Source organism: Enterobacter soli ATCC BAA-2102, assembly GCF_001654845.1.
GTDB classification, from domain to species: Bacteria; Pseudomonadota; Gammaproteobacteria; order Enterobacterales; family Enterobacteriaceae; genus Enterobacter; species Enterobacter soli.
Map to the genome: position 1 here is coordinate 1 of NZ_LXES01000021.1, position 22,069 is coordinate 22,069.

At 53.3% G+C, this 22,069-nt stretch carries 19 protein-coding genes and 1 riboswitch; of the genes, 9 read left to right on the top strand and 10 right to left on the bottom strand.

The features are described 5' to 3' along the window. Nucleotides 1–236: 236 nt before the first annotated feature. From secE to rpoC, 8 genes are all read left to right on the top strand, one after another. Nucleotides 237–620 (top strand): preprotein translocase subunit SecE, encoded by a 384-nt coding sequence (gene secE / locus M987_RS06985; protein ID WP_014068449.1) that lies wholly within the window; start codon nt 237–239, stop codon nt 618–620. Nucleotide 621: 1 nt separating this feature from the next. Further along, complete coding sequence (gene nusG, locus M987_RS06990) at nt 622–1,167, top strand: transcription termination/antitermination protein NusG (RefSeq protein WP_002438628.1); 546 nt, start codon at nt 622–624, stop codon at nt 1,165–1,167. A 156-nt stretch (nt 1,168–1,323) separates the two neighbouring features. Further along, nucleotides 1,324–1,752 carry a 50S ribosomal protein L11 gene (rplK, locus tag M987_RS06995; RefSeq protein WP_008503452.1) on the top strand — a complete coding sequence of 143 codons (429 nt, stop codon included), beginning with the start codon at nt 1,324–1,326 and terminating at the stop codon, nt 1,750–1,752. Between the two features lie 3 nt (nt 1,753–1,755). Further along, nucleotides 1,756–2,460 (top strand): 50S ribosomal protein L1, encoded by a 705-nt coding sequence (rplA, locus tag M987_RS07000; protein WP_006176745.1) that lies wholly within the window; start codon nt 1,756–1,758, stop codon nt 2,458–2,460. 290 nt (nt 2,461–2,750) lie between these two features. Beyond that, nucleotides 2,751–3,248 carry a 50S ribosomal protein L10 gene (rplJ, locus tag M987_RS07005; protein ID WP_005132895.1) on the top strand — a complete coding sequence of 166 codons (498 nt, stop codon included), beginning with the start codon at nt 2,751–2,753 and terminating at the stop codon, nt 3,246–3,248. A 66-nt stretch (nt 3,249–3,314) separates the two neighbouring features. Continuing rightward, nucleotides 3,315–3,680, top strand: a complete 366-nt coding sequence (gene rplL / locus M987_RS07010) for a 50S ribosomal protein L7/L12 (RefSeq protein ID WP_006176746.1) — start codon at nt 3,315–3,317, stop codon at nt 3,678–3,680. A 320-nt stretch (nt 3,681–4,000) separates the two neighbouring features. Next, nucleotides 4,001–8,029, top strand: a complete 4,029-nt coding sequence (gene rpoB, locus M987_RS07015; protein ID WP_014068450.1) for a DNA-directed RNA polymerase subunit beta — start codon at nt 4,001–4,003, stop codon at nt 8,027–8,029. A 76-nt stretch (nt 8,030–8,105) separates the two neighbouring features. Further along, nucleotides 8,106–12,329 (top strand): DNA-directed RNA polymerase subunit beta', encoded by a 4,224-nt coding sequence (rpoC, locus tag M987_RS07020; protein ID WP_014068451.1) that lies wholly within the window; start codon nt 8,106–8,108, stop codon nt 12,327–12,329. Between the two features lie 56 nt (nt 12,330–12,385). Here rpoC and M987_RS07025 read toward each other — a convergent pair whose 3' ends face one another. The 10 genes from M987_RS07025 to M987_RS07070 form a co-directional block, all read right to left on the bottom strand. Continuing rightward, nucleotides 12,386–12,703 carry a PTS lactose/cellobiose transporter subunit IIA gene (locus tag M987_RS07025; RefSeq protein ID WP_014068452.1) on the bottom strand — a complete coding sequence of 106 codons (318 nt, stop codon included), beginning with the start codon at nt 12,701–12,703 and terminating at the stop codon, nt 12,386–12,388. 3 nt (nt 12,704–12,706) lie between these two features. Continuing rightward, on the bottom strand, nt 12,707–13,012 hold the full coding sequence (locus M987_RS07030; RefSeq protein ID WP_014068453.1) for a PTS sugar transporter subunit IIB: 306 nt from the start codon (nt 13,010–13,012) through the stop codon (nt 12,707–12,709). Nucleotides 13,013–13,192: 180 nt separating this feature from the next. Beyond that, the gene (locus M987_RS07035; protein ID WP_041161979.1) at nt 13,193–14,734 is read right to left on the bottom strand and encodes a sensor domain-containing diguanylate cyclase; all 1,542 of its coding nucleotides are present in this window, start codon (nt 14,732–14,734) and stop codon (nt 13,193–13,195) included. A 333-nt stretch (nt 14,735–15,067) separates the two neighbouring features. Continuing rightward, nucleotides 15,068–16,201: a 2-iminoacetate synthase ThiH gene (gene thiH / locus M987_RS07040; protein ID WP_014068455.1), complete on the bottom strand. Its 1,134-nt coding sequence runs from the start codon at nt 16,199–16,201 to the stop codon at nt 15,068–15,070. Continuing rightward, on the bottom strand, nt 16,201–16,968 hold the full coding sequence (thiG, locus tag M987_RS07045; protein WP_014068456.1) for a thiazole synthase: 768 nt from the start codon (nt 16,966–16,968) through the stop codon (nt 16,201–16,203). Before thiG ends, thiH begins: the two co-directional genes overlap by 1 nt. Before the next feature lies 1 nt (nt 16,969). Then, on the bottom strand, nt 16,970–17,170 hold the full coding sequence (gene thiS / locus M987_RS07050; protein ID WP_014068457.1) for a sulfur carrier protein ThiS: 201 nt from the start codon (nt 17,168–17,170) through the stop codon (nt 16,970–16,972). Beyond that, nucleotides 17,154–17,909: a HesA/MoeB/ThiF family protein gene (locus M987_RS07055; RefSeq protein WP_014068458.1), complete on the bottom strand. Its 756-nt coding sequence runs from the start codon at nt 17,907–17,909 to the stop codon at nt 17,154–17,156. The genes thiS and M987_RS07055 overlap by 17 nt, the downstream gene beginning before the upstream one ends. Continuing rightward, on the bottom strand, nt 17,902–18,537 hold the full coding sequence (gene thiE / locus M987_RS07060) for a thiamine phosphate synthase (protein ID WP_014068459.1): 636 nt from the start codon (nt 18,535–18,537) through the stop codon (nt 17,902–17,904). The genes M987_RS07055 and thiE overlap by 8 nt, the downstream gene beginning before the upstream one ends. After that, complete coding sequence (gene thiC, locus M987_RS07065) at nt 18,537–20,432, bottom strand: phosphomethylpyrimidine synthase ThiC (RefSeq protein WP_014068460.1); 1,896 nt, start codon at nt 20,430–20,432, stop codon at nt 18,537–18,539. Before thiC ends, thiE begins: the two co-directional genes overlap by 1 nt. A 78-nt stretch (nt 20,433–20,510) precedes the next feature. Beyond that, a riboswitch (TPP riboswitch) is annotated at nt 20,511–20,624 on the bottom strand. 54 nt (nt 20,625–20,678) lie between these two features. Beyond that, nucleotides 20,679–21,176: an Rsd/AlgQ family anti-sigma factor gene (locus M987_RS07070; RefSeq protein ID WP_014068461.1), complete on the bottom strand. Its 498-nt coding sequence runs from the start codon at nt 21,174–21,176 to the stop codon at nt 20,679–20,681. Nucleotides 21,177–21,271: 95 nt separating this feature from the next. Between M987_RS07070 and nudC the strand changes: the two genes are divergently transcribed. Next, nucleotides 21,272–22,045: an NAD(+) diphosphatase gene (gene nudC, locus M987_RS07075; protein ID WP_014068462.1), complete on the top strand. Its 774-nt coding sequence runs from the start codon at nt 21,272–21,274 to the stop codon at nt 22,043–22,045. The last annotated feature ends 24 nt before the right edge of the window (nt 22,046–22,069 follow it).

Genomic DNA, 22,069 nt, shown 5'->3' on the forward strand with positions numbered 1-22,069 from the left:
CGGCTAATCGCTGATAACATTTGACGCAATGCGCATGAAAAGGGCATCATTTGATGCCCTTTTTGCACGCTTTCACATCAGAACCTGGCTCATCAGTGATTATTTTTGTCATAATCATTGCTGAGACAGGCTCTGCAGAGAGCGTATAATCTCTAAAGGGATTAAGCGTTTCGATTTGGCTCGCCTCGCAATCGCGGGGTGAAATTATTTGTAGAATTCTTCTTACAGGTTGGTTTATGAGTGCGAATACCGAAGCTCAAGGGAGCGGGCGCGGCCTGGAAGCGATGAAGTGGGTCGCTGTTGCCGTGCTGCTGATTGTGGCAATCGTTGGCAACTATCTTTATCGTGACATGATGCTGCCGCTGCGTGCGCTGGCAGTGGTGATTCTGATTGCTGCAGCGGGCGGTGTCGCGCTGTTAACTACTAAAGGTAAAGCAACCGTTGCTTTCGCGCGCGAAGCACGTACCGAAGTCCGCAAGGTCATTTGGCCGACCCGCCAGGAAACATTGCATACCACTCTGATTGTGGCTGCAGTAACTGCGGTAATGTCACTGATCCTGTGGGGACTGGATGGTATTCTGGTTCGCCTGGTATCCTTTATCACTGGCCTGAGGTTCTAAGATGTCTGAAGCCCCTAAAAAGCGTTGGTACGTCGTTCAGGCGTTTTCCGGTTTTGAAGGCCGCGTAGCAACATCGCTGCGTGAGCATATCAAATTACACAATATGGAAGAGTTGTTTGGCGAAGTGATGGTTCCGACCGAAGAAGTGGTCGAGATCCGTGGCGGCCAGCGTCGCAAAAGCGAACGTAAATTCTTCCCGGGTTACGTGCTGGTTCAGATGGTGATGAACGACGCGAGCTGGCACCTGGTGCGCAGCGTACCGCGCGTGATGGGCTTTATCGGCGGCACGTCTGACCGTCCGGCGCCAATCAGCGACAAAGAAGTTGATGCGATTATGAACCGCCTGCAACAGGTCGGTGATAAGCCGCGTCCGAAAACGCTGTTTGAACCGGGTGAAATGGTTCGTGTTAGCGACGGTCCGTTTGCTGACTTTAACGGTGTGGTTGAAGAAGTGGACTACGAGAAGTCCCGCCTGAAAGTTTCTGTTTCTATCTTCGGTCGTGCGACCCCGGTAGAACTGGACTTTGCCCAGGTAGAAAAAGCCTAAGCAGCGATCAAAAAAGCGGCGATTTAATCGTTGCACAGGGCGCGAGATTGGAATACAATTTCGCGCCTTTTGTTTTTATGGGCCACGCCCGTAAAACGATTTTTACATCACGGGGAGCTTCTCTGAAGCGCTATCACCCAATTTGAGGATTTTAGAATGGCTAAGAAAGTACAAGCCTACGTCAAGCTGCAGGTTGCAGCTGGTATGGCGAACCCAAGTCCACCAGTTGGTCCAGCTCTGGGTCAGCAGGGTGTTAACATCATGGAATTCTGTAAAGCGTTCAACGCCAAAACCGAATCCCTGGAAAAAGGTCTGCCAATTCCAGTCGTAATCACTGTTTACGCTGACCGTTCTTTCACTTTCGTTACCAAAACCCCTCCAGCAGCAGTTCTGCTGAAGAAAGCGGCTGGTATCAAGTCTGGTTCCGGTAAACCGAACAAAGACAAAGTGGGTAAAATTTCCCGCGCTCAGCTGCAGGAAATCGCGCAGACCAAAGCTGCCGACATGACTGGTGCCGACATTGAAGCGATGACTCGCTCCATCGAAGGTACTGCACGTTCCATGGGCCTGGTAGTGGAGGACTAAGAAATGGCTAAACTGACCAAGCGCATGTCCGTGATCCGTGACAAAGTTGATGCGACCAAACAGTACGACATCAACGAAGCTATCGCTCTGCTGAAAGAACTGGCTACTGCTAAGTTCGTTGAAAGCGTTGACGTTGCTGTTAACCTGGGCATCGATGCTCGTAAATCTGATCAGAACGTTCGTGGCGCAACTGTACTGCCACACGGTACTGGCCGTTCCGTTCGCGTAGCTGTATTTGCTCAGGGTGCAAACGCTGAAGCTGCTAAAGCTGCCGGCGCTGAACTGGTAGGTATGGAAGATCTGGCTGATCAGATCAAGAAAGGCGAAATGAACTTTGACGTTGTTATTGCTTCCCCGGATGCAATGCGCGTTGTTGGCCAGCTGGGCCAGGTTCTGGGTCCACGCGGCCTGATGCCAAACCCGAAAGTGGGTACTGTAACTCCTAACGTTGCTGAAGCTGTTAAGAACGCTAAAGCAGGTCAGGTTCGTTACCGTAACGACAAAAACGGCATCATCCACACCACCATCGGTAAAGTGGACTTTGACGCTGACAAACTGAAAGAAAACCTGGAATCTCTGCTGGTTGCGCTGAAAAAAGCTAAACCAACTCAGGCTAAAGGCGTGTACATCAAGAAAGTTAGCATCTCCACCACCATGGGTGCAGGTGTTGCAGTTGACCAGGCTGGCCTGAGCGCTGCTGCAAACTAATGCCTTTACGTGGGCGGTGATTTTGTCTACAATCTTACCCCCACGTTTGCTAACGAAAGTTAGCGGCTAAAAGATTTGTTCGTTGGAGCCTGGCCTATCCAGGCCTCCGTCGAAGACCGCAGGTGTTTCGCAAGAGACTTAATCCCCTGCGTAGACGGTGACAGAACGCTAAGATTATTTTTTGATACTCTGGCTTGTTTCTGCTCACCGTATTAAGACGCTCTTCCCGTTGGGTTGAGTGAAGTGAGTTCCGGAACATGTGTTCCGGCAAACATCCAGGAGCAAAGCTAATGGCTTTAAATCTTCAAGACAAACAAGCGATTGTTGCTGAAGTCAGCGAAGTAGCCAAAGGCGCGCTGTCTGCAGTAGTTGCGGATTCCCGTGGCGTTACTGTAGACAAAATGACTGAACTGCGTAAAGCAGGTCGTGAAGCTGGCGTATACATGCGTGTTGTTCGTAACACCCTGCTGCGTCGCGTAGTTGAAGGTACTCAGTTCGAGTGCCTGAAAGACACGTTTGTTGGTCCGACCCTGATTGCATACTCTATGGAACACCCGGGCGCTGCTGCTCGTCTGTTCAAAGAGTTCGCGAAAGCGAATGCAAAATTTGAGGTCAAAGCTGCAGCCTTTGAAGGTGAGTTGATCACGGCATCGAACATCGATCGCCTGGCAACCCTGCCGACCTACGAAGAAGCAATTGCACGCCTGATGGCAACCATGAAAGAAGCTTCGGCTGGCAAACTGGTTCGCACTCTGGCTGCTGTTCGCGATGCGAAAGAAGCTGCTTAATAGCAGTTATCTTTATAAAGCATTCGCTTACGTATAAACTTATTCTGATTTTCAGGAACAATTTAAATGTCTATCACTAAAGATCAAATCATTGAAGCAGTTGCAGCTATGTCCGTAATGGACGTTGTAGAACTGATTTCTGCAATGGAAGAAAAATTCGGTGTTTCTGCTGCTGCTGCTGTAGCTGTAGCTGCTGGCCCGGCTGAAGCTGCTGAAGAAAAAACTGAATTCGACGTAATTCTGAAAGCTGCTGGCGCTAACAAAGTTGCTGTTATCAAAGCAGTACGTGGCGCAACTGGCCTGGGTCTGAAAGAAGCTAAAGACCTGGTAGAATCTGCTCCAGCTGCGCTGAAAGAAGGCGTGAGCAAAGACGACGCAGAAGCACTGAAAAAATCTCTGGAAGAAGCTGGCGCTGAAGTTGAAGTTAAATAAGCCAACTTTTCTGGTTGCAGCCTAAGTCATTAGGCTGATGGCTGGTGACTTTTTAGTCACCAGCCTTTTTGCGCTGTAAGGCATCAGTAGCATTTCACACTGTTTGACTGCTGATTGTCCTGACAATGCTTGTTTCTATCGACGCCTTAATATATTGCGACAGGGTGCTCGCTCTGTGTAAATCGCAACGAAATGGTTTAAGCGTGATAGCAACAGGTATTGCGGAAAGTATTCAATTTTCCGATCAACAAAATGGTGTTGCACAAACTGTCCCTTCGTCGGACAGATGGGTCGACTTGTCAGCGAGCTGAGGAACCCTAATGGTTTACTCCTATACCGAGAAAAAACGTATTCGTAAGGATTTTGGTAAACGTCCACAAGTTCTGGATATACCTTATCTCCTTTCTATCCAGCTTGACTCGTTCCAGAAGTTTATCGAGCAAGATCCTGAAGGGCAGTATGGTCTGGAAGCAGCTTTCCGTTCCGTATTCCCGATTAAAAGCTATAGCGGTAATTCAGAGCTGCAATACGTCAGCTACCGCCTTGGCGAACCGGTGTTTGACGTTCAGGAATGTCAGATCCGTGGCGTGACCTATTCCGCACCGCTGCGCGTAAAACTGCGTCTGGTGATCTACGAGCGCGAAGCGCCGGAAGGCACCGTTAAAGACATTAAAGAACAAGAAGTCTACATGGGTGAAATTCCACTCATGACGGACAACGGTACTTTCGTTATCAACGGTACTGAGCGTGTTATCGTTTCCCAGCTACATCGTAGCCCGGGCGTCTTCTTCGACAGCGATAAAGGTAAAACACACTCTTCCGGTAAAGTACTGTATAACGCGCGCATCATTCCTTACCGTGGTTCCTGGCTGGACTTCGAGTTCGATCCAAAAGACAACCTGTTTGTCCGTATCGACCGTCGTCGTAAACTGCCAGCCACCATCATTTTGCGTGCGCTGCAATACACCACAGAACAGATCCTGGACCTGTTCTTCGAGAAAGTGATCTTTGAAATCCGCGACAACAAGCTGCAAATGGAGCTGGTGCCGGAACGTCTGCGTGGTGAGACCGCGTCGTTCGACATCGAAGCCAACGGCAAAGTGTATGTGGAAAAAGGTCGCCGTATCACTGCGCGCCATATCCGTCAGCTGGAAAAAGATGATATCAAACACATCGAAGTTCCGGTTGAATACATTGCTGGAAAAGTGGTCGCGAAAGATTACGTTGACGAGTCAACGGGTGAGCTGATCTGCGCAGCGAACATGGAGCTGAGCCTGGATCTGCTGGCTAAGCTGAGCCAGTCTGGCCACAAACGTATCGAAACGCTGTTCACCAACGATCTGGACCACGGCGCGTATATGTCTGAGACTATCCGCGTCGACCCAACCACCGATCGTCTGAGCGCGCTGGTAGAAATCTACCGTATGATGCGTCCTGGTGAGCCACCAACTCGCGAAGCGGCTGAAAGCCTGTTCGAGAACCTGTTCTTCTCCGAAGACCGCTATGACTTGTCTGCGGTTGGTCGTATGAAGTTCAACCGTTCTCTGCTGCGCGACGAAATCGAAGGTTCCGGTATCCTGAGCAAAGACGACATCATCGAAGTGATGAAGAAGCTCATCGATATCCGTAACGGTAAAGGCGAAGTGGACGATATCGACCACCTCGGCAACCGTCGTATCCGTTCCGTAGGCGAAATGGCGGAAAACCAATTCCGCGTTGGCCTGGTACGTGTTGAGCGTGCGGTGAAAGAGCGTCTGTCTCTGGGCGATCTGGATACCCTGATGCCTCAGGATATGATCAACGCCAAACCGATTTCCGCAGCAGTGAAAGAGTTCTTCGGTTCCAGCCAGCTGTCTCAGTTTATGGACCAGAACAACCCGCTGTCTGAGATTACGCACAAACGTCGTATCTCTGCACTCGGCCCAGGCGGTCTGACCCGTGAACGTGCAGGCTTTGAAGTTCGAGACGTACACCCGACTCACTACGGTCGCGTATGTCCAATCGAAACGCCTGAAGGTCCAAACATCGGTCTGATCAACTCCCTGTCCGTGTACGCACAGACTAACGAATATGGCTTCCTCGAGACGCCATACCGTAAAGTGACTGACGGTGTTGTAACCGACGAAATTCACTACCTGTCTGCTATCGAAGAAGGCAACTACGTTATCGCTCAGGCGAACTCCAACCTGGATGACGAAGGCCACTTTGTAGAAGATCTGGTTACCTGCCGTAGCAAAGGCGAATCCAGCTTGTTCAGCCGCGACCAGGTTGACTACATGGACGTATCCACCCAGCAGGTGGTATCCGTCGGTGCGTCCCTGATCCCGTTCCTGGAACACGATGACGCCAACCGTGCATTGATGGGTGCGAACATGCAACGTCAGGCCGTTCCAACTCTGCGCGCTGATAAGCCGCTGGTTGGTACTGGTATGGAACGTGCTGTTGCCGTTGACTCCGGTGTTACTGCGGTTGCTAAACGTGGCGGTACTGTTCAGTACGTGGATGCTTCCCGTATCGTTATCAAAGTTAACGAAGACGAGATGTACCCAGGTGAAGCAGGTATCGACATCTATAACCTGACCAAGTACACCCGTTCTAACCAGAACACCTGTATCAACCAGATGCCATGTGTGTCTCTGGGTGAGCCAATTGAGCGCGGCGACGTGCTGGCTGATGGCCCGTCTACCGACCTCGGTGAACTGGCGCTCGGTCAGAACATGCGCGTAGCGTTCATGCCGTGGAACGGTTACAACTTCGAAGACTCCATCCTCGTCTCCGAGCGTGTGGTTCAGGAAGATCGTTTCACCACCATCCACATTCAGGAACTGGCATGTGTGTCCCGTGACACCAAGCTGGGGCCAGAAGAGATCACTGCTGACATCCCTAACGTGGGTGAAGCTGCGCTCTCCAAACTGGATGAATCCGGTATTGTTTACATCGGTGCGGAAGTGACCGGCGGCGACATTCTGGTTGGTAAGGTAACGCCGAAAGGTGAAACCCAGCTGACGCCAGAAGAGAAACTGCTGCGTGCTATCTTCGGTGAGAAAGCGTCTGACGTTAAAGACTCTTCTCTGCGCGTACCAAACGGTGTTTCCGGTACTGTTATCGACGTTCAGGTCTTCACCCGTGACGGCGTAGAGAAAGACAAACGCGCGCTTGAAATCGAAGAAATGCAGCTCAAACAGGCTAAGAAAGACCTGTCTGAAGAACTGCAAATCCTCGAAGCGGGTCTGTTCAGCCGTATCTATGCGGTGCTGGTTGCCGGTGGTGTTGAAGCTGAGAAGCTCGACAAGCTGCCTCGCGATCGCTGGCTGGAACTGGGCCTGACCGACGAAGAGAAACAAAATCAGCTGGAACAGCTGGCTGAGCAGTATGACGAACTGAAACACGAGTTCGAGAAAAAGCTCGAAGCGAAACGCCGTAAAATCACTCAGGGCGACGATCTGGCACCAGGCGTGCTGAAGATTGTTAAGGTGTATCTGGCCGTTAAACGTCAGATCCAGCCTGGTGATAAGATGGCAGGTCGTCACGGTAACAAGGGTGTTATCTCCAAGATCAACCCGATCGAAGATATGCCACACGATGCTAACGGTACGCCGGTAGATATCGTACTGAACCCGCTGGGCGTACCATCTCGTATGAACATCGGTCAGATCCTCGAAACCCACCTGGGTATGGCTGCGAAAGGCATCGGCGAGAAAATCAACGCCATGCTGAAACAGCAGCAAGAAGTCGCGAAGCTGCGCGAGTTCATCCAGCGTGCGTACGATCTGGGTACTGACGTTCGTCAGAAAGTCGACCTGAACACCTTCAGCGATGATGAAGTTCTGCGTCTGGCGGAAAACCTGCGTAAGGGTATGCCGATCGCAACGCCAGTATTCGACGGTGCAAAAGAGTCTGAAATCAAGGAACTGTTACAGCTGGGTGGCCTGCCGACTTCCGGTCAGATCACACTGTTCGACGGTCGTACCGGTGAGCAATTCGAGCGCCAGGTTACCGTTGGCTACATGTACATGCTGAAACTGAACCACCTGGTTGATGACAAAATGCACGCGCGTTCTACCGGTTCTTACAGCCTGGTTACTCAGCAACCGCTGGGTGGTAAGGCTCAGTTCGGTGGTCAGCGCTTCGGTGAGATGGAAGTGTGGGCGCTGGAAGCATATGGCGCAGCATACACCCTGCAAGAAATGCTTACCGTTAAGTCTGATGACGTGAACGGCCGTACGAAGATGTATAAAAACATCGTGGACGGCAACCATCAGATGGAACCAGGTATGCCGGAATCCTTCAACGTACTGTTGAAAGAGATCCGTTCTCTGGGTATCAACATCGAGCTGGAAGACGAGTAACTCTCGCTCAAACAGGTCACTGGTGCCGGGTTAATCCCCGGCACCAGATTGTGCTAACTCCGACGGGAGCAAATCCGTGAAAGACTTATTAAAGTTTCTGAAAGCGCAAACTAAAACCGAAGAGTTTGATGCGATCAAAATTGCTCTGGCTTCGCCAGACATGATCCGTTCATGGTCTTTCGGTGAAGTTAAAAAGCCGGAAACCATCAACTACCGTACGTTCAAACCTGAGCGTGACGGCCTTTTCTGTGCGCGTATTTTCGGGCCAGTAAAAGATTACGAGTGCCTGTGCGGTAAGTACAAGCGCCTGAAACACCGTGGTGTTATCTGTGAGAAGTGCGGCGTTGAAGTGACCCAGACTAAAGTGCGTCGTGAGCGCATGGGCCACATCGAGCTGGCGTCTCCGACTGCACACATCTGGTTCCTGAAATCTCTGCCGTCCCGTATCGGTTTGCTGCTGGATATGCCGCTGCGTGATATCGAACGTGTTCTGTACTTCGAATCTTATGTTGTTATCGAAGGCGGTATGACAAATCTGGAACGTAACCAGATTCTGACCGAAGAACAGTATCTGGACGCGCTGGAAGAGTTCGGTGACGAATTCGACGCGAAGATGGGTGCGGAAGCTATCCAGGCCCTGCTGAAGAGCATGGATCTGGAGCAAGAGTGCGAGCAGCTGCGTGAAGAGCTGAACGAAACCAACTCCGAAACCAAGCGCAAGAAGCTGACCAAGCGTATCAAGCTGCTGGAAGCGTTCGTTCAGTCTGGTAACAAACCAGAGTGGATGATCCTGACCGTTCTGCCGGTTCTGCCGCCAGATCTGCGTCCGCTGGTTCCGCTGGATGGTGGTCGTTTCGCAACGTCCGATCTGAACGATCTGTATCGTCGCGTGATCAACCGTAACAACCGTCTGAAGCGCCTGCTGGATCTGGCTGCGCCAGATATCATCGTACGCAACGAAAAACGTATGCTGCAGGAAGCGGTCGATGCCCTGCTGGATAACGGTCGTCGCGGTCGTGCGATCACCGGTTCTAACAAACGTCCTCTGAAATCTTTGGCCGACATGATCAAAGGTAAACAGGGTCGTTTCCGTCAGAACCTGCTCGGTAAGCGTGTTGACTACTCCGGTCGTTCTGTAATCACCGTAGGTCCATACCTGCGTCTGCATCAGTGCGGTCTGCCGAAGAAAATGGCACTGGAGCTGTTCAAACCGTTCATCTACGGCAAGCTGGAACTGCGTGGCCTGGCCACCACCATCAAAGCCGCTAAGAAAATGGTTGAGCGTGAAGAAGCTGTCGTTTGGGATATCCTGGACGAAGTTATCCGCGAACACCCGGTACTGCTGAACCGTGCACCAACACTGCACCGTCTGGGTATCCAGGCATTTGAGCCAGTACTGATCGAAGGTAAAGCTATCCAGCTGCACCCGCTGGTTTGTGCGGCATATAACGCCGACTTCGATGGTGACCAGATGGCTGTTCACGTACCGCTGACGCTGGAAGCCCAGCTCGAAGCGCGTGCGCTGATGATGTCTACCAACAACATCCTGTCTCCAGCGAACGGTGAACCAATCATCGTTCCTTCTCAGGACGTTGTATTGGGTCTGTACTACATGACCCGTGACTGTGTTAACGCCAAAGGCGAAGGCATGGTGCTGACTGGCCCTAAAGAAGCTGAGCGTATTTACCGCGCTGGCCTGGCCTCTCTGCATGCGCGCGTTAAAGTGCGTATCACTGAATATGAAAAAGATGAAAACGGCGAATTCGTTGCGAAAACCAGCCTGAAAGACACGACCGTTGGCCGTGCGATTCTGTGGATGATCGTACCGAAAGGTCTGCCTTTCTCCATCGTCAACCAGGCGCTGGGCAAGAAAGCAATTTCCAAAATGCTGAACACCTGTTACCGCATTCTGGGCCTGAAGCCGACTGTTATCTTCGCTGACCAGACAATGTACACCGGCTTTGCCTATGCAGCGCGTTCAGGTGCATCTGTTGGTATCGATGACATGGTCATCCCAGAGAAGAAACACGAGATCATCTCTGAAGCGGAAGCTGAAGTTGCTGAGATCCAGGAGCAGTTCCAGTCTGGTCTGGTAACCGCGGGCGAACGCTATAACAAAGTTATCGATATCTGGGCTGCGGCGAACGATCGTGTATCCAAAGCGATGATGGACAACCTGCAAACCGAAACCGTTATTAACCGTGACGGCGTAGAAGAGCAGCAGGTTTCCTTCAACAGCATCTACATGATGGCCGACTCCGGTGCGCGTGGTTCTGCGGCACAGATTCGTCAGCTGGCAGGTATGCGTGGTCTGATGGCTAAGCCAGATGGCTCCATCATCGAAACGCCAATCACCGCGAACTTCCGTGAAGGTCTGAACGTACTCCAGTACTTCATCTCAACCCACGGTGCTCGTAAAGGTCTGGCGGATACCGCACTGAAAACTGCGAACTCCGGTTATCTGACGCGTCGTCTGGTTGACGTTGCGCAGGATCTGGTTGTTACTGAAGACGATTGTGGCACCCTTGAAGGTATCACCATGACCCCGGTTATCGAGGGTGGTGATGTTAAAGAGCCACTGCGCGATCGCGTTCTGGGTCGTGTTACCGCGGAAGACATTCTGAAGCCGGGTACCGCAGACATTCTGGTTCCACGCAACACGCTGCTGCACGAGCACTGGTGTGACCTGCTGGAAGCCAACTCTGTTGACTCAGTGAAAGTGCGTTCCGTTGTATCCTGTGACACCGACTTTGGTGTTTGTGCGCACTGCTATGGTCGTGACCTGGCGCGTGGCCACATCATCAACAAAGGTGAAGCAATCGGCGTTATCGCGGCACAGTCAATCGGTGAGCCGGGTACACAGCTGACGATGCGTACGTTCCACATCGGTGGTGCGGCATCTCGTGCGGCTGCTGAATCCAGCATCCAGGTGAAAAACAAAGGTAGCATCAAGCTCAGCAACGCGAAGTCTGTTGTTAACTCCGCAGGCAAGCTGGTTGTGACCTCTCGTAACACCGAGCTGAAGCTGATCGACGAATTCGGTCGTACCAAAGAGAGCTATAAAGTGCCTTACGGTGCTGTTATGGCGAAAGGTGATGGCGAGCAGGTTGCTGGCGGCGAAACCGTAGCAAACTGGGATCCACACACCATGCCGGTTATCACCGAAGTAAGTGGTTTCATCCGCTTCACTGACATGATCGACGGCCAGACCATTACTCGTCAGACCGACGAGCTGACCGGTCTGTCTTCTCTGGTGGTTCTGGATTCTGCTGAACGTACTACCGGTGGTAAAGATCTGCGTCCTGCACTGAAAATCGTTGATGCTCAGGGTAACGACGTTCTGATCCCTGGCACCGATATGCCTGCGCAGTACTTCCTGCCAGGTAAAGCGATCGTTCAGCTGGAAGATGGCATTCAGATCGGCGCAGGTGATGCTCTGGCGCGTATTCCTCAGGAATCCAGCGGTACCAAGGACATCACCGGTGGTCTGCCACGCGTTGCGGATCTGTTCGAAGCACGTCGTCCGAAAGAGCCTGCAATCCTGGCTGAAATCAGCGGTATCATTTCCTTCGGTAAAGAGACCAAAGGTAAACGCCGTCTGGTTATCACCCCAGTAGATGGTAGCGAGCCGTACGAAGAGATGATTCCTAAGTGGCGTCAGCTCAACGTGTTCGAAGGTGAACGTGTAGAACGTGGTGACGTGGTTTCCGATGGTCCAGAAGCTCCGCACGACATTCTGCGTCTTCGTGGCGTACACGCGGTAACGCGTTACATCACCAACGAAGTACAGGACGTTTACCGTCTGCAAGGCGTTAAGATTAACGATAAGCACATCGAAGTTATCGTTCGTCAGATGCTGCGTAAAGCAACCATCGAAAACGCGGGCAGCTCCGACTTCCTGGAAGGCGAGCAGGTTGAATACTCACGCGTTAAGATCGCTAACCGCGATCTGGAAGCGAACGGCAAAATCGGTGCGACCTTCGCACGTGATCTGCTGGGTATCACCAAAGCGTCTCTGGCAACCGAGTCCTTCATCTCCGCAGCATCGTTCCAGGAAACTACACGTGTCCTGACCGAAGCGGCTGTTGCGGGTAAACGTGATGAACTGCGCGGTCTGAAAGAGAACGTTATCGTGGGTCGTCTGATCCCGGCTGGTACCGGTTATGCGTACCATCAGGATCGTATGCGTCGTCGTGCAGCGGGCGAACTGCCAGCAGCACCGCAGGTCACTGCTGAAGATGCATCCGCGAGCCTGGCAGAACTGCTGAACGCAGGTCTGGGTGGTTCCGACAACGAGTAATCGTTGATTCAGCTAATAAAAAACCCGCTTCGGCGGGTTTTTTTATGGTGTTTTTATCAGTTTATCAACGGGATGCGTCGATAAAGCTCAATCATGTCGCCCGCCAGATCCTGGATAACCATCGCGTTCATCAGGTGATCCTGAGAGTGAACGGTAATCAGGTTGACCGGAAGCTTCCCGGTGCCTTCATCAAGGCCAATCAACTGCGTCTGGATCGTGTGCGCGTGTTTCACATATTCGCGCGACTCTTCCATCGCTTTTTCGGCTTCGGCAAAGTCACCTTTACGAGCCATCTGCAATGCGGTCAGGGCTGCACTGCGCGCTGCGCCCGCATTGACCAGTAATTCCATGATCGTTGTTTCTAAATCTTCCACAGGTCACTCCAGCAATTTGAGGGCTTTTTCCAGTACGACATCGCCTTTCATCATGCCGTAATCCATCATGTCGATAACCGCGACCTTTTTACCCAGCGGGTCTGCCTGCGCCTGAAGTTTTGCCTGCTCGTATTTTACCTGTGGCCCCAGTAATACGATGTCGGCGGTGGCAATGTTGTCTTTAAACTCTGCAACCGGGACGGCTTTAATGGTTACTTCAACCCCTTTTTTCTGCGCGGCATCTTTCATTCGTTGAACCAGCATACTGGTCGACATTCCCGCTGCACAACATAAAACGATGTTCTTCATAGTCAGCCTCGATGTACATGTGTTTATTGATAATTATCCCGTGCAGACCGCTTCAACAACCGCTTTACCGCGATTGTGTGTCTGGCATCACAAAGAAATCAGCAATTTTCTGAAACCGGTTACAATTTTACATCTGAAAGCAATATGCCCGTTGAAACGGGCACAGAGAAAGGAGAGGGGTTAGCTGTCGGAGGTTTGCAAAATGCGATTTTTACCCTGCTGTTTGGCTTTATAGAGTGCGCCATCCACAGTGCCAATAAACTGCTCAAGCGGCTCGAAATGCCATTCGCCCAGCCCGGCGCTGAATGTGACGTGCAGACCCTCTTCGCGCCAGGTGCGCTTCTCCACCGCGATACGCCATGTCTCCAGTAATTCGTGAGACAGCCCGAACAGCTCCGAGCGGAAGATGACCGCAAACTCCTCACCACCGTAGCGATAAACGGAAACGTTATTCGGCTGCATAACCTGAAGCCCTTCACGCGCGACGTTGCGCAGAACGATATCACCGCTCAAATGTCCCCAGGTGTCATTGATGGATTTGAAGTTATCAATATCAACCAGCGCCAGGGCGAACGGTTGATGGTTATTGAGCAGCTCAGCAATATCGCTGTCGAAGGCACGGCGATTTTTACAGCCTGTCAGCGCATCGTGAGTCGCCTGGCGCACATAGGCAAGCTCCCGCTCTTTGTTGGACTGAATAGTATGGCTGAGCATCGCTTCAAGGCGAGGTGCCGTGCTGACATCCCCGGTTTTGATGGCGTTAATGATGTTCATCAGTACGGTGCGTGAGGCATGACGCAGATATAAACCAAAAAGAATAATGATCAGGCTCGCCAGCGCAAATCCCCAGCCGACAATGGAGGTCTCATGTCGGGTAATCTCGGTGAGCGTAGAGTCAGCCACCCGGTAGATAACAAACCAGTCGGGGTTGGTAAATGAGTAGTAGTAAAACCAGGTTTTGCTCTTCGGATCGTAAATATGGCCTTCACCGCTGGTCATTTTATCCATCAGCGCTTCGCTCACGTACGGCTTAAAAAGCGCCCCGGTATCAGGGTGCAGCACTACGGCGCCGTCCCGCTCAACGATGAAAAACTCGCCTTGTACGGGAGCGACCATTTGTCGCAGGGTATATCCCATTGAGGTCAGGTCGAGGTGAAACGCGAGCGTCCCTTTCAGACGCCCCTCTGGTGAAATCACCGGTTTAAAGAGCGTGACCGTAGGATGTCCGGTGAAGTAGTCCATATAAGGGCGGGTATAGCGGCTGAAAGTACTGGCTTCTGCCTGGCCGATGAACCACGGGCGGGTGCGGGCATCAAATGTTTTGCTCTTGTCCGTTGGCAGTACTTCTGGCGCGCGCAGATAATGCCCTTGCGTGTCGGCCAGAGAGATGGAAGAGACGGTCGGCATCAGATTCTGAAGATGCATCAAGACCTGCAATCCTTCACGTGGGTTGGTGTTTATTGTTTGATTCAGCCTGTCGTTCCGCGCGAAGAAGGTGGCTGCCCGTCCCAGAATGTAGTCATTTTCACGCAGGATGGATTCGGTATAGTTCACCGCAAGGTTGTGGGTGAAGTTTCCATTAATCTTATGATAATCATTAAGAAAATTACTGCGTTGAGACAGGGTGATAAACACAGCGACCAGAATAAAACTGAGCAGGATCCCCGCGAAACTGACCATTATCGGCCTGGTGAAAGATAGTTTTCTGCTATGAAGTGCCATGAGTTGTAAATCATTCCAGATGATGTGGCGAATGAGAGCAATGGGTATTCTCTGAGCATAGTCGCTACCCGGATGCTGGCTGTTAATTATACGTATAAGGTTTCGTGGCAAGATGATTTACCTTAAGAAACGATAATAAATCTCGTATTTATTTGATGAAATCAAATTTTGTTTCGTTTGGAGAGGCAGGGCGAATCGAGGAAGAAGCTATTCGCCCTGGTCAGCGTCCGTTGCTGACGGAATAAGAGTAAAAAAATCGGGCGATCTCTGACAACCACCCGGTGATAACGTTACGAGCCTTCTCGGCAACTTTCCGCGCCGTTGCACGGCGTTTCAGCGTAATTGCGAAGCGCGCCCCAGCCAGCTATCCCAGTCTTTCCATACCGGTTGTAACCCTTGCGCCGCAAGCGCATCTGCCACGGCTTCAGGGCGTCGCCCATCGTGGGGGGCAAACTGTTCCAGCTCGGGATGGTCATCGGCATAACCCCCGGGCTGGGTTTTGGAGAAGGCACTGACATTGTTGATAGCCAGCGGGATAACCCGGTCGCGAAACGCCGGTGATTCGCGTGTGGAGAGTGACAATTCCACCTCCGGTGCGAACAGGCGAAATGCACAGATGGTCTGAACAAGCTGGCGTTCATCCATCAGCGACGCCGGCTCTATTCCCCCTGCGCACGGACGTAAACGCGGGAAGGAAATTGAATAGCGACTTTGCCAGTAGTGTTGTTGTAACCAGAGCAGGTGCTCAGCCACCATATAGCAATCTACCCGCCAGCTATCCGAAAGCCCAATCAGCGCACCCAACCCGATTTTGTCGATCCCGGCGCGCCCAAGCCTGTCCGGCGTCTCCAGCCTGAAGAAAAAATCCTGTTTTTTCCCTTTCAGGTGGTGCTGCGCGTACATCGCCTCGTGATAGGTTTCCTGGTAGACCATCACGCCATCGAGCCCGAGGCCTTTCAGTTCAGCGTATTCGTCCTCAGACAGGGGCTGAACTTCCATCTGTAATGACGAAAACTCGCGGCGAATGGCAGGAAGATGCTGACGAAAATAGTCCATCCCGACTTTTCCCTGATGCTCTCCGGTCACCAGCAGCAGATGTTCGAAACCCATCTCGCGTATGGCGGCACACTCGCGGGCGATCTCCTGGTCATCCAGCGTTTTGCGTTTGATGCGGTTGCTCATGGAAAAACCGCAGTAGGTGCAGTCGTTGGCACACAGGTTAGAGAGATAGAGCGGCACATAAAAGCTGACCGTGTTGCCAAAACGCTGCCGGGTAAGACGCTGCGCGCGTTGGGCCATCGGCTCCAGATAAGCGCTGGCCGCAGGGGAGAGCAGGGCCATCAGATCTTCACGGGTCAGATGACGGGCAGTTAACGCCCGCTCCACATCAGCTGACGTTTTACTGTTGATGCGCAGGCGAATATCGTCCCAGTTGAGGTGCCGCCAGCGGTCGGTAAAGGTGGTCATCAGAGCGCCTCCAGAAAGCCGGTCAACGGGCTGGTGGCCTGTGCCTGAAAACTGCGTGACCCGGGGCCAGACTGACGTGCCAGCAAGCCCGCATCCACCGCAAGACGAAACGCACGCGCCATCATCACGGGGTCGTCTGCCACCGCAATTGCGGTGTTGACCAGGACGGCATCAGCCCCCATTTCCAGCGCCTGCGCGGCGTGGCTCGGAACGCCAATACCGGCGTCAACCACCACCGGCACGGTTGCCTGCTCGATGATGATCTCCAGCATGGCGCGAGTTTCCAGCCCCTGATTGGAGCCAATAGGTGCGCCCAGTGGCATCACGGCGGCGCAGCCCACTTCTTCCAGCCGTTTGCACAGTACCGGATCGGCCCCGCAGTAGGGCAGAACGGTAAAACCCAGTTGGACCAGCTTTTCGGCCGCTTTCAGGGTTTCTATCGGATCGGGTAGCAGCCAGCGGGCATCAGGATGAATTTCAAGTTTTAGCCAGTGCGTCCCCAGCGCTTCTCGTGCCAGCTGGGCGGCAAAAATCGCCTCTTCTGCGGTTTTTGCCCCGGAGGTGTTTGGCAGCAAGGTCACGCCAGCCTCCAGCAGTGGCGCGAGTATGGCATCGCTGTGATTACGCAGATCAACGCGCTTCATGGCGAGCGTTACCAGCTGGCTACCGCTCTCCCGAATAGCATCGACCATCAGCTGCGGTGACGCGAATTTCCCGGTTCCGGTAAAGAGGTGTGAATCAAAGGTTTTGTCGGCAATACGTAACATCTCAACCCCCTGCGATAACCTGAAAAAGCAGGATGTTGTCGCCGTCGCGCACCTGCTGATGCTCCCACTGCTCGCGCGGCAGGATCTGTTGATTAAGTGCCAGGGCTGTTCCCGGCTTCAGTTGACGCAATTTGTCGAGCAGCGCGGAGATGGTCAGCCCGTCGTCGCACTTCAGCGGTTCGTCATTAAACAGAATGCGCATTATGGCCTCCACACACCGGGCAATGGCTGGCGCGATGTAACGCCAGATGCCGCCAGCCGCCCGAGCGAGCGTCAAACAGCCGCAGCGTATTGCGCTCCGTCTCCATATCGCTGAGTAACTTAATGGCCTCCAGCGCCTGCAATGTCCCCATTACGCCCACCACAGGGCCAAGTATGCCCGCGGTGCGGCAGTTGCGTTCCGGCTCGGCATCGTCCGGCCACAGGCAACGATAGCAGCCCTGCGCCCAGGGCGGCGTGAGCACCATCAATTGCCCACCGAAGCCGACCGCACTGGCGGTGATAAGCGGCGTGTTATGTGTTACGCAGGCGGCGTTGATGGCCTGGCGGGTTGCCATATTGTCGGTGCAATCCAGCACCACATCCGCCAGCGCTACTTCGCGTTGCAGGTCTACACCCGCCAGACGCTGTTGCAGGGCGATAAGCTCGATATCAGGGTTGAGCTGGTTCAGCCGCTGCCGGGTGATACGTGCTTTGGGTTGGTTAATATCGTCGGTGGTAAAGAGGATCTGGCGTTGCAGGTTGCTGAGATGTACATCGTCATCATCCGCCAGCACCAGCGTACCCACGCCTGCACCGGCCAGATACAGCGCGGCGGGTGTCCCTAATCCGCCCAGCCCGACAACGAGCACCCGGCTTTCAAGCAGCTTTTTCTGGCCTTCAATAGCGATATCTTCCAGCAGTATTTGCCGGCTATAGCGCATAAAGTCGCGATCATTCATCACCTGCTCCTGCCAGCGTTAAGAGCTGCGCGGTTGCCGCCTGCCAGTCTGGCGCCTGGGTAATGGCGCTGACGACGGCAATACTGCCCACGCCGGTTTCGAGCACGGCGGGGGCGCGTTCAAGGCTGATACCGCCGATGGCGACGGTCGGGTAATCGGTCAGTCGCTGAATATGGCCAGCCAGCTGCCCAAGCCCCTGGGGTGCTGAAGGCATCTGTTTGGTTTGTGTCGGGAAGACATGACCAAGTGCGATGTAAGACGGGCGTGCGGCGAGCGCTACGTCGATCTCCATATCGTCGTGCGTTGAAACCCCCAAACGCAGACCGGCATTACGGATAGCGTCCAGATCTGTTGTCTCCAGGTCTTCCTGACCCAGGTGCACGCCGTAAGCCTGGTGCTTAATAGCCAGTCGCCAGTAGTCATTGATAAACAGGCGGGCGTCATAACGACGCCCCAGTTCAATGGCGGCGACCACATCGGCCTCCACCTCTTCATCACGTTTATCTTTGATGCGCAGCTGGATGGTGCGAACGCCTGCCTCCAGCAGGCGCGCAATCCACGCAACGCTATCCACTACCGGGTAAAGCCCTAGCCGAAAGGGAACCGGTGGGAAATCAGGCTGATACATTATGCCTCCTCTTTTTTGAGGTAGATTTCGCCGCCTTTTGCGCGGAAGTTATCAGACATGTCCGCCATACCCACTTCAATAGCCTGTGCCGCCGCGTAATCACGCACTTCCTGGGTGATTTTCATGGAGCAGAATTTCGGCCCGCACATGGAGCAGAAGTGCGCCACTTTGCCGGATTCCTGTGGCAGGGTTTCGTCGTGGTAGGCGCGGGCGGTGAACGGGTCGAGCGCCAGGTTGAACTGATCTTCCCAGCGGAATTCAAAGCGTGCTTTAGACATGGCGTTATCACGGATTTGAGCGCCCGGATGGCCTTTCGCCAGATCCGCGGCGTGGGCGGCAATTTTGTAGGTGATCAGACCTTGTTTGACGTCTTCTTTGTTCGGCAGACCGAGGTGCTCTTTCGGCGTGACGTAACAGAGCATGGCGCAGCCGAACCAGCCGATCATCGCCGCACCAATCCCGGAGGTGAAGTGGTCGTAGCCTGGCGCGATATCCGTGGTCAATGGTCCCAGCGTGTAGAACGGCGCTTCGTGGCAGTGCTCCAGCTCTTCGGTCATGTTGCGGCGGATCATCTGCATAGGCACATGTCCCGGGCCTTCAATCATCACCTGCACGTCATACTCCCAGGCGATTTTGGTCAGTTCGCCCAGCGTATGCAGTTCGGCAAACTGCGCTTCGTCGTTGGCATCCTGAATCGAGCCCGGACGCAGGCCATCGCCCAGCGAGAGCGAAACGTCGTAGGCCGCGCAGATTTCGCAAATCTCGCGGAAGTGCTGATACAGGAAGTTTTCCTGATGGTGCGACAGGCACCATTTGGCCATGATTGAGCCGCCGCGTGAGACAATCCCGGTCAGGCGTTTAGCGGTCATTGGCACATAGCGCAGCAGTACGCCTGCGTGGATGGTGAAATAGTCCACACCCTGCTCAGCCTGCTCCAGCAGTGTATCGCGGAATGCTTCCCAGGTGAGGTTCTCGGCGATACCGTTTACTTTTTCCAGCGCCTGATAAATGGGCACAGTACCAATCGGCACCGGGCTGTTGCGCAGGATCCATTCGCGGGTTTCGTGGATGTAACGCCCGGTTGAGAGGTCCATCACCGTGTCAGCGCCCCAGCGGGTAGACCAGACCAGTTTTTCCACCTCTTCTTCGATGGAAGAGGTCACCGCTGAGTTACCAATGTTGGCGTTGACCTTCACCAGGAAGTTACGCCCGATGATCATTGGCTCGGATTCAGGGTGGTTGATGTTCGCAGGGATAATGGCGCGCCCGGCGGCCACTTCGTCACGCACAAATTCCGGGGTGATGTTTTCCGGCAGACGCGCGCCGAAACCTTCCCCTGGGTGCTGGTGGCGCAACACTTCACCGCGAATACGTTCACGGCCCATATTTTCGCGGATGGCGATGAACTCCATTTCTGGCGTGACGATACCCTGGCGGGCATAGTGCAGCTGGGTTACGCATTTACCCGCTGTGGCGCGTTTCGGGGTCAGCAGGCCGGTGAAGCGCAGCTCGTCCAGACCGTCGTCTGCCAGGCGCTCTTTGGTGTACGCGGAGCTTTGCTCGTTGAGTTCTTCGCTGTCATTACGGGCGTCAATCCACGGCTGGCGCAGCTTTGCCAGACCCTGCTGAACGTTGATCGCAATATCAGGATCGCCATACGGGCCAGAGGTGTCATACACCGGGATCGCTTCATTATCTTCAAACTGCGGATCCTCTTTGCTGCCACCAATGAGCGTTGGGCTAAGCTGGATTTCACGCATCGGGACACGGATATCTGCCTGAGAGCCGGTAATGTAAATGCGGTTTGAGTTCGGGAAAGCGGTGCCTTCCAGGGTGTCGATGAAGTGTTGTGCTTGTGCGCGTTGTTCGCGACGGGTCAGTTTAGTGGTAGACATAGCTCATTCCAAAAGTGAAGGACATGGCTTGTCAGACGACGGATGAAGCAAGAGGAGATCGCCCTGGGGCGATACAACAGCAGTGTGACTCTTGTTCCCTTCGCAGGTATTAGCCTGATCAGGTTCCGCGGATCCCGAATTAACGGTCTCAGCCCGCGTTTTTGCAAACGCTGGGCACTCCGACAAGAAAAATCCCCCTCGTGAGAGGGGCGAATGTTTGTAAACTACTCGTTAACGATTAAGAACTCAAGCAGGGCGCGCAACGTTCTCTTCGTGACTGATGTTCAAATCATTGTCCAGCGCCAGGGCGATCAGCTTGTCTTCGAGCGTGAATCGCTCTTCCAGCGCCTCGCCAAGATCGGACAACGCCCGCTGAAACTCAAGATAGTTATCGTGATCGATAGCGTTCTCAAGCGTGGAATCGTAGTAATCCATGATTTGCTGGGTATTGGCCTCCAGCAGTGGATAGAGTTTGGCGGCAGTTAAATACGGGCTACTGCCTTCCATTTCACGGATAATGCGTTCATAAATATTGAAATGGCCGTCGGACAAGTAGTCGACCAGGCTCTGACAAAAATCATCCAGCGCTTTTTCGTTCAGGCGCATGTACGATTCTTTGCCAGGCTTAATGCCGACCAGATTGTAATAAGCAACGAGCAGATGCTTGCGTACATGTAGCCAGCGATCCACCAGTTTGTTACTTCCTCCAACGCGTTCTGTCAGGCTCTCTAGCTGGTTTAACATGTTCGACTCCACAAGGTTTAGAATTGAATCTGCTTATCCAAAATGTAACCACGATGCTAACAACATGTCAGTGAAGCGAAGGTAGTGCAATAGATATGGATCGTATTATTGAAAAATCAGATCTCGGTTGGTGGTTAGTCTGTCACGAACAAAAATTATGGTTGCCCGCTGGGGAATTACCCTATGGCGCGGCAGAAAAATTCGATCTTGTGGGCCAGCCTGCACTGAGGATCGGCGAGTGGCAGGGCGATCCTGTGTGGATGATCCAGCAGGCTCGCCGTCAGGATATGGGATCGGTTCGGCAGGTGCTCGATCTTGATGTTGGGCTGTTCCAGCTGGCTGGCCGCGGCGTGCAGCTGGCGGAGTTTTACCGCTCGCATAAATACTGCGGCTATTGCGGCCATACCATGCATCCGAGCAAAACCGAATGGGCGATGCTGTGCAGTCACTGCCGGGAACGCTACTATCCGCAAATCGCGCCGTGCATCATCGTCGCTATCCGCCGGGAAGATTCTATCCTGCTGGCGCAACACACCCGTCATCGCAACGGCGTACATACCGTGTTGGCCGGATTCGTTGAAGTGGGTGAGACGCTGGAGCAGGCTGTGGCACGCGAGGTCATGGAAGAGAGCGGAATTACGGTGAAAAACCTGCGCTATGTTACTTCGCAACCGTGGCCGTTCCCGCAATCACTGATGACCGCCTTTATGGCTGAATACGACAGCGGCGAGATTGTTATCGACCAGAAAGAGCTGCTGGAGGCGAACTGGTATCGTTACGACGATTTACCGCTGTTACCACCGCCGGGAACCGTGGCGCGCCGGCTGATAGAAGATACCGTAGCAATGTGTCGGGCTGATGCTGAGTGACATGTTACACTGAGGCCATGACGC